This is a genomic window from Kitasatospora sp. NPDC059722 (assembly GCF_042733235.1).
Classification (GTDB): domain Bacteria; phylum Actinomycetota; class Actinomycetes; order Streptomycetales; family Streptomycetaceae; genus Kitasatospora.
In genome coordinates this window covers 1-3,661 of record NZ_JBHWGD010000234.1, presented here as the reverse complement: position 1 = coordinate 3,661, position 3,661 = coordinate 1, and the positions used below count along the sequence as shown (strand labels likewise).

At 73.3% G+C, this 3,661-nt stretch carries 3 protein-coding genes; 1 reads left to right on the top strand and 2 read right to left on the bottom strand.

Going from position 1 to position 3,661, the window contains the following annotated elements:
* Positions 1–65: 65 nt before the first annotated feature.
* Positions 66–1,358: an isocitrate lyase gene (gene aceA, locus ACFV4F_RS42820; RefSeq protein WP_380511348.1), complete on the bottom strand. Its 1,293-nt coding sequence runs from the start codon at positions 1,356–1,358 to the stop codon at positions 66–68.
* A 344-nt stretch (positions 1,359–1,702) separates the two neighbouring features.
* On the opposite strand from aceA, the gene ACFV4F_RS42815 reads away from it, so the two are divergent.
* The gene (locus ACFV4F_RS42815) at positions 1,703–3,106 is read left to right on the top strand and encodes a short-chain fatty acyl-CoA regulator family protein (protein ID WP_380511345.1); all 1,404 of its coding nucleotides are present in this window, start codon (positions 1,703–1,705) and stop codon (positions 3,104–3,106) included.
* Between the two features lie 18 nt (positions 3,107–3,124).
* Here the strand turns inward: ACFV4F_RS42815 and ACFV4F_RS42810 are convergent, their stop codons facing one another.
* Positions 3,125–3,610 (bottom strand): hypothetical protein, encoded by a 486-nt coding sequence (locus ACFV4F_RS42810; protein WP_380511342.1) that lies wholly within the window; start codon positions 3,608–3,610, stop codon positions 3,125–3,127.
* Positions 3,611–3,661 lie beyond the last annotated feature (51 nt).

The window sequence follows — 3,661 nt, the reverse complement described above, 5'->3', positions numbered from 1 at the left end:
CCTCAACGAGGCCCCGGGCTGCGGGGTGAAGGGCGGCCTCTCCCCGAAGAGGCCGCCGGGATGGATCAGTGGAACTGCTCGGCCTCCGTGGAGCCGGTCAGGGCGAGGGTCTCGGCGTTCGGGTTGAGCGCGGTGGACACCAGGTCGAAATACCCGGTGCCGACCTCGCGCTGGTGCTTGACGGCGGTGTAGCCGTCCGGCACCGCGGCGAACTCGGCCTCCTGGAGGTCGACGTACGCCGTCATGCCGTGCTCGGCGTAGCCGCGGGCGAGCTGGAACATCGAGTGATTGAGCGCGTGGAAGCCGGCCAGCGTGATGAACTGGAAGCGGTAGCCCATCGCGCCCAGCTCCCGCTGGAACTTGGCGATCTGGTCGTCGTCCAGCGCGGCCTTCCAGTTGAAGGACGGCGAGCAGTTGTACGCGAGCATCTTGTCCGGGTACTCGGCCTTGATCGCCTCCGCGAACTCACGCGCCTGGGCGAGGTCCGGGGTGCCGGTCTCCACCCAGATGAGGTCCGCGTACGGCGCGAAGGCCAGGCCACGGGAGATCACCGGCGCCATGCCGGGCTCGACCCGGTAGAAGCCCTCGGCGGTGCGCTCGCCGGTGCAGAAGCGGGCGTCGCGCTCGTCGACGTCGGTGGTGAGGAGGTTGGCGGCGAGCGCGTCGGTGCGGGCGATGATCAGGGTCGGCACGTCGGCCAGATCGGCCGCCAGGCGGGCGGAGTTGAGGGTGCGGATGTGCTGGGCGGTGGGCACGAGGACCTTGCCGCCGAGGTGCCCGCACTTCTTCTCCGAGGCGAGCTGGTCCTCGTAGTGGATGCCCGCCGCGCCGGCCGCGATCATGCCCTTGGTGAGCTCGAAGGCGTTCAGCGGGCCGCCGAAGCCGGCCTCGGCGTCGGCGACGATCGGCACCAGCCAGTCCGGCCCGTCGGTGCCCTCGGCGGCGTCGATCTCGTCGGCGCGCAGCAGGGCGTTGTTGATCCGGCGCACCACCTGGGGCACGGAGTTGGCCGGGTACAGGCTCTGGTCCGGGTACGTCTGGCCGGCCTGGTTGGCGTCCGCGGCGACCTGCCAGCCGGACAGGTAGATCGCCTGCAGCCCGGCCTTCACCATCTGGACGGCCTGGCCGCCGGTGAGCGCGCCGAGCGCGTGGACGTAGTCCCGCTCGTGCAGTTGGCGCCACAGGCGCTCCGCGCCGCGCCGGGCCAGGGTGTGCTCCTCGCGCACCGTGCCCGAGAGGCGGACGACGTCGGCCGCGGTGTACGTGCGCTCGACGCCGGCCCAGCGGGGGTCGGACGCCCACCGCGCGGCCAGCTCCGCCGCCTGCTGCTCCTGCTGCTGCCGAACCGACTGGGTCATGGTGATCCGCTCCCGGGGTGTCTTGCGAAGGATGTGAGGTACCTCTCTCCGCACGGGGGAGAGGGCGGCCGGGCGGCGCCGGGCAGCGATGGAACACCGCGGGACGTGGTCGCCCGGACGGCAGTGCAGAGCAGTTGACCTGCCCTTTCCGTGCCGTCCTGTGCGCCTCCCGGCCGCAGCACCGACTCTGGCACCCGGTGCCGCCGCCGTCACCGATGGAGCCGGGCCAATTTCTGCGAAGCATCGCCGGCGAACCCGCGAAGGTTGCGAAGGCCCTCCGCGCCTCATCGCGGCTAGGCTGCCCGAGCCACGCCGATCGTCGACACCGAGGGGAAGCCAGGACGATGGGAAAGACCTTCGCGGGTGCCAGACTCCGCCGGCTCAGGGAGGAACGCGGACTGAGCCAGGCCGGCATGGCGCGGCTCGTCGACCTCTCGCCCAGCTACCTCAACCAACTGGAGCACGACGCACGCCCGTTGACCGTCCCGGTCCTGCTGCGCCTCACCGAGGCGTTCGGCGTCGAGGCCGGGTACTTCGCCCCGCCGGACAGCGCCCGGCTCACCGCCGAGCTGCGCGACGCCCTCGGCGACGACCTCGCGGCCGGCCGCATCACCCCGGGCGACCTCGACGAGCTCGCCGCCCGACTGCCCGCCGTGGCACGGCTGTTGACGGACCTGGGCCGCGGGCGCAGCACGATGGCCGAGCAGCTCGCCGTGCTCGCGGGCGACCGGGGACCGGGTGCGGACGCCCGCACCCCGCACGAGGAAGTCCGCGAATTCTTCTACCGCCGCCAGAACTACATCCATGAACTCGACACCGTGGCCGAGGAGTTGGCGAGCGTCATCCGACTCAGGCGCGGCGAGGTCAGGGCGGTGCTGGCCGACCGGCTGACCTCCGTGCACGGCGTCCGGATCGCCGCCGGCGGGGACCAGCTGCACCGGTACGACCCGGGCCGACGGATCCTGCGGCTCTCCGACCGGCTGCGCCCCGGCCAGCAGGCCTTCCGCCTCGCCACCCAGCTCGCGTACCTGGAGCACGACGCGCTGCTCACCGAACTCGCGGCCCAGGACTGCCCCGAGGGTTCGGCGGCCCACTCGCTCACCCGGATCGGCCTGGCCAACTACTTCGCCGCCGCCCTCGTCCTGCCCTACGCCGCCTTCCACGCCGAGGCGGAGTCCGCCCGCTACGACATCGAGCACCTCGCCGACCACTTCGGCGTCGGCTACGAGACGGTCTGCCACCGCCTCAGCACCCTGCAGCGCTCCGGCCTGCGCGGGGTGCCGTTCTCGTTCGTGCGGGTCGACCGCGCCGGGAACGTCTCCAAGCGGCAGTCCGCCACGGCCTTCCACTTCTCCCGCACCGGCGGCACCTGCCCGCTGTGGAACGTCTACGACGCCTTCGCCTCCCCGGGCCGCGTCCACGTCCAGGTCGCCGCGATGCCCGACGGCCGCCGCTACCTCTGGACCGCCCGCGCCGTCACGCGCTCACCCGGCGGCTGGGGCCGGCCGGGCAAGACCTTCGCGATCGGCCTCGGCTGCGAGCTCCGGCACGCGGCCCGCCTCGTCTACTCCACCGGCCTGGACCTGGCCGACGAGGCCGCCGCGACCCCCATCGGCCTCGGCTGCAAGGTCTGCGAGCGCCCCGCCTGCCCCCAGCGCTCCGCCCCGGCCATCGGCCGGCCGCTGGCCGTCGACGAGCACACGAGCACGTTCGTCCCGTACGCGGTGCGGGCCGACGCGGAACGCTGAAGCAGGACGGCCGGCCCGTCAGGCGAAGCAGAACAGCGCCTCGTAGAGGGTGACGGGGCCGTCCGCGTCGGGGAGCCGGAGCGGGACGGTGCGGGCCAGCTCCGGTGCGGAGAGCAGGGCGAAGCCGGCCGCGCGGGTGAGTGCGGCGAGCCGGTGCACCTCGGTGCCGGGCTCCGCGGCGGACGCCCGGGCGGCCGGGGCACCGGGGGCGGGGAACAGGCACCGGTCGGTCTCGTACCCGTCGGGGTGCAGGGCGAAGGCCGTGGCGTACGGCCCGATGACGGACAGGCGCAGGACGGCTCCGCCGCCGGCCCAGCCGATCCGCCAGACCGAGCCGACGTCGCAGTTGTCGTCGGTGATGTCCTCGACCTGCCAGGACGACGGGAGGGACGCCCGGAACGGGCGGTACGGGTCCTGTTCGAGCAGCTTACCGATCCGGTGGTAGGCCGGGTGGTCGAGGCTGCCGTAGGCGCGGCGGGCGAACTCTTCGAAGGCCGCGGTCATCACGGGTCTCCTCTCGTCAGCGCGATGGTGTGGTGCGGTGCGGGGGGGCGG

Coding starts and splice junctions, on each gene's coding strand:
- aceA (WP_380511348.1), bottom strand. CDS start 1,358: ATGACCCAGTCGGTTCGGCAGCAGCAGGAGCAGCAGGCGGCGGAGCTG.
- ACFV4F_RS42815 (WP_380511345.1), top strand. CDS start 1,703: ATGGGAAAGACCTTCGCGGGTGCCAGACTCCGCCGGCTCAGGGAGGAA.
- ACFV4F_RS42810 (WP_380511342.1), bottom strand. CDS start 3,610: ATGACCGCGGCCTTCGAAGAGTTCGCCCGCCGCGCCTACGGCAGCCTC.